Raw genomic sequence first — 4946 nt, forward strand, 5'->3', positions numbered from 1 at the left:
TGCTGCATCATAAGCGTTCCAATTCCGAACTTTATACTGGGCTTTCGTCTTCATCGTTGGGCTAGGCGGCAAGAGAATATAGGCGATAGGTAAAATTTACCATTTTCCTTATTCACGCAACAACGCCCTCTTCAGATATAGAACGAGCTAGAGCTTCAATATTAGGGTAATCATATACTAAAGTCGGAGAGAGTTGGCGTCCGAGCCATTGTGCTAACTCACCTGAGATCAGGACTGCTGCCATAGAATCCAGACCATAGGTGGCAAAAGGCTCATGAATATCTATACTATTGGCACTCACTTTTAGCTGTTGAGCTAGCTTAGATACTAACCAACTTTCTATTGCTTCGGCCTGCTCTGATTTATGCTGTTTTAATAAATGCGATCGCTGCCAAGATGCTTTTGTTGGTTGTGGTAAGTTTACTGGGTTTGATGTACTCTTAGTCCATTCTCCAACTATATTCAAACTCCCGGCTAAATAAGCAGCTTGACAAGCTCGGCGTTGGATTTTGCCACTAGATGTTTTGAGAATACTTCCTGTTTTCAGTAACAGCACTGCATAGGGTTGTAAATCATGGTGTTCTGTAACTGCTTGGCGAATAACCTTTGTTACTTGTTCGACATCAAGATTCCGCAGCAAACTACGCTCAACTTCTTGAAGAATTATCAGTCGTTCTTCTTTGTCAACATCAACTGAAAATGCAGCACTAGCTCCGGTTCGCAGTCCTACATAACTCTGTTCTACTGTTAGTTCAATATCTTGAGGATAGTGGTTACGTCCTCGAATAATCACAACATCTTTGAGCCTTCCGGTGATAAACAACTCACCATCTTTTAAAAATCCTAAATCTCCCGTGCGTAAAAAAGGCCCTTCTGATGTATCTGCCAAATAGGCATGAAAAGTTTCTTTTGTTTGTTCTGGTCGGTTCCAGTAACCCTTGGCTATACTTGACCCTGATGCCCAAATTTCTCCTACTTGTTCGCGAGGACACAAAGTCAGAGATTGAGGATCGGCGATCGCAATTTTTGTATCCAGCCAGGCATAGCCACACCCAACCAGATGTCTAATCTTTGGAGTATCTTCACTTACCTCGACAATTCGATTTTTTTCTAATGCCTTTGCATCAACTGCACAGTAAACTGGCTCATCTGCAACACCTCCACCAGAAATCATCAGCGTAGCTTCAGCCATCCCGTAACAAGGATAAAAGAACTTAGCTTGAAAACCAAAAGATTTAAATGTTGCAGCGAACTTTTCCAAAGTTTCTCGACGCACAGGTTCAGCACCGCTATAGGCACTACACCAGCTACTCAAGTCCAGGCTGGCTCGTTGTTCTGGAGTAATCTTACTTACGCAAAGATCGTAGCCAAAATTAGGACCACCACAATGGGTTGCTTTGTAGCCAGAAATAGCTTTCACCCAGCGAATCGGTTGTTGAATAAAAGACGCTGGTGGCATCATGACGCTGAGAAAACCTGTATACAGAGGTTGGAGAACGCCATCAATTAACCCCATATCATGGAAACTAGGTAACCATGTTACAGATACGCTATTTGGTGTAAGTTCAAAGGCTGACTTGATATACTCCGAATTTTGCAACAAATTACCATGACTAACCATCACACCCTTTGGTGTTCCGGTAGAACCCGAAGTATACTGAAGAAACGCTAGTGTATCCCTGTTGACAGTTATCTCTTGCCACACGTCTGCCAAATCTAATGCGAGATTGTCAGTAGCTAATACTTGTGAAGCTAAGTTTGGAGCATCAGTCAACTGCTGCTGCACATTCGAGAGCGATCGCTCATTTGTTAACAATATCGTCGCTTGTGCATCTGCCACAATAGACTCCAGTCGATTCACAGAACGACCGTTACTTCGGGGCAAATTAACAGGAACAGCCACAACACCAGCGTACAGACAGCCAAAAAAGGCACTAACAAATTCTAGACCTTGGGGATAGAGAAGTAAAACGCGATCGCCAATAGTACATAAAGATTGCAGATACCCGCCAATAGCGCGAGCTTGCCGATCTAATTCTTTGTAAGTTAGTCTACTAACCTCTTCTTCTCCATCCTGCAAAAAGATAAACGCTGTTTTGTCTGGCTCTTTGAGTGCCCTATAGCACAGGAGTTCTACTAATGAAGAAAATTGTAAATGTTTCAATGAATCAGCCATACTATCCTTACCTTCAATTTTGAGCAATTTAATCTATATATGCCGTCAATCTAACCATTGCCAGCACTTAAGATTCCAATCATGTCCTTCTATAGCCAAAGCCTCTATATAAACAATCGCAGGTATCAACTCCTGGAAGCTTATTTACCGTCCGGCTGATTTTGCTTGATTTTTGCGGCTTATTCTATAAGCCAGACTTATTACTTGTCCCAGGCAATCAGCTTTTTTGCATTCTCCAAAAAACTGTATCATACACTACTATTTTTTAGAGATCGCAAAACTTTTCGGTCTACTGAGTGTAGGTCATGTAGCTTGGGCATATAGCGAAACTTAGTGGGATAGGTTCATCTAATCGACGACGCATTTGCTTCATCGATAGGATGAGCTACAAGCGAGTCAAACAAAGCTTCATAACGGTTTAAGGCTTGCTCCAAAGCATACTGCTCAATAGCATACTGCCGACTTCTGCGACTTAGCGTTTCTACTTGTTCCGGATTTTTATATAAATCTAAAATCGCTGCCGTTAATGCATGGGGGTCTTCTGGAGGAACTATAATTCCGCCGCCACTTTTTTGCACCGAAGACGCTGCGGTACCGCTCAGTGGTACGGACGCCACGATGGCGCGACCACTGGCAAGTAGTACTTGAATTTTTGAAGGCATATTAAAGGAAATCACATTCTGCTTTTGCACGACTAACCCCACATCCGCAGCCGCTAGCATTTCTGGCAAATGTTCGCGTTTTGCAAAAGGCAATAGCAGAACATTAGACACCCCACAGCGCAAGACATATTGCTGCAATCGTTGCAATCCAAGAGAATCTCCCAGTATGACTATGGCTATGTCTGGTATATGCTGCAAACTCTTCGCGGCTTCGACAACCGTTTCTAAACCTTGGGTAAGGGCAATGTTACCGGAATATAGCACCACAAATTTGTCCATTAGTTGATAAACGGCGCGGAAGCGGTTGTTTTCTTTTGGCAAGGGACGAATGAAATTGACATCAGCCCAGTTGGCTAGAAGCTCGATTTTGCTCTTGGGAACGCCCTTACCCAGTAGATTTTCCACGAAACCATCAGCTATAACGGTAATTTTTGTTGCTGAACGGTACGCAAATTTTTCTAAGGCGGCAAAGATGCGGATTAAATATTTGTTCTTAAGCAAACTAGTGTGGACAGCAGCTTCCGGCAAAATATCTTGAAGGTTCAAGACCACAGGACAGGCATACAACCATCCTAAGAGGGCTGCTGGAACGCAAACCGGTAACGACGGCACAGTAAAAAGAATTATGTCCGGTCTGGGACCGTTGAGGGCTTGCAGAAAACTGGTGATAAAAAAACTAAGCTCCAATAATATCCGATCTAGGAGACTCGGTTTCGGGCGAATCCAAACATAACTGCGTTGAATCTTCACGCCGTTTTTGTATTCAGTGTGGTAAAGTTTACCTCGGTATTTAGGGTAAATTCGGCGCTGCGGGTAGTTGGGCATAGCAGTAACTACGCGCACAGAATGACCGCGTTTGACCAGACCCTCTGCCAGTTCGGTCATGAGGGGGGCAATGCCGATGGGTTCTGGATGGTAGTTGTAGGAGTAAATTAAAATCCGCATTTGTTTTTGTCTGTTGTGTTAGAGTTTTGACTTAGCAGCAACCACCATAGCCCCAAGCACAGAATTAAACCTCTCAGAGTAACCACCAGTTAAGCGCGAAAACGGTTGCTCAATGGGCGCGAAATTGACTGGTCTGTTGTACGGGCATCTGCCTAGTAGTTACTACAGCTAGGATGATGGCAATCACGAGCAATAAACCCAAGCTGAAGAGTTGACTTTTAATCTTTATTTCTGGGATATCACAAACTTACAAAACAATGTTAAATTAACCATTTCAGATGATGCCTATAGTTACCTGGAAGCGATCACTCTATTACCAATGCTATTTGCTAACTGATTTATGATGCCTGAAATACCTATTTTTACGTTCGTTTTCAAAACTTTGTGGTTTACTGATTGCCTTGGTGTCCATTTTCTAATTTTTCCAAAGTACTATTTTAAAATACCAAGAGTGACCATGTTATTACTGAAGAAACTCAGCAAGCTGTTCCAATTTTTTCCATGCAATACCACTTTTGAGAATGTCTTTGGCTAGAGTGATAGCTTTAGTGAAAGTGTAGAAATAATTATCATTTTCAGGTATAATCTCACTTACATACAGAGCTAAAGCTGTATTTAAAGCCACTACATCTTGCTGGGCTGGAGTACCTTTACCAAGTAGGACTGCTTTGAGGATCTCGGCATTTTCTTGAACATCCCCACCCCTGAGTTTACTGATAGGAGTTGGGTTAAACCCTAAATCTTGGGGATCTATTGTCAAAAGGTGGATTTGTTGGTTGGATATTACTGCTAAGTCAGTTTTATCTGCCAAACTTGCTTCGTCTAATTTTTCTCGTCCGTAGAGTGTAATTACTCGGCGAGTTCCAAGTTGATCTAGAACCTGAGCAAAAGTCTCAACCATTGCGGGGTTATTGACACCAACAACTTGTCCTGTTGGGCGTAAGGGATTGAGCAATGGGCCAAGAAGGTTAAAAACTGTTCGCACCTTGAGCGTTTTTCGTAGTGGTGCGATCGCTTTCAAAGCTGGATGCCAATCTCAGTAAATCGCAAAGTTTTTTCCAAGAGAATAAGCGTCAAGATTTTGTAAACAGAGATACATTTTTTGCTGAACTATGTGAAACCGGAGGTGATGATTAATTAGGTTTACTTATAGCAAGGCATAT

The 4946-nt window shown here is 42.6% G+C and carries 2 protein-coding genes and 1 pseudogene; all 3 read right to left on the bottom strand.

The genetic code is table 11. The features are described 5' to 3' along the window. Nucleotides 1-112: 112 nt before the first annotated feature. Complete coding sequence (locus H6G96_RS40070; RefSeq protein WP_190920141.1) at nt 113-2176, bottom strand: AMP-binding protein; 2064 nt, start codon at nt 2174-2176, stop codon at nt 113-115. A 344-nt stretch (nt 2177-2520) separates the two neighbouring features. After that, a complete protein-coding gene (locus H6G96_RS40075) occupies nt 2521-3783 on the bottom strand; it encodes a glycosyltransferase family 4 protein (RefSeq protein ID WP_190920143.1) in 1263 nt (420 codons plus the stop codon). Between the two features lie 463 nt (nt 3784-4246). Then, nucleotides 4247-4819 (bottom strand): annotated as a pseudogene (locus H6G96_RS40080) (anthranilate phosphoribosyltransferase); the annotation flags it as partial. Between the last annotated feature and the right edge of the window lie 127 nt (nt 4820-4946).

This window comes from Nostoc sp. FACHB-892 (assembly GCF_014698795.1).
Taxonomy (GTDB): Bacteria; Cyanobacteriota; Cyanobacteriia; order Cyanobacteriales; family Nostocaceae; genus Nostoc.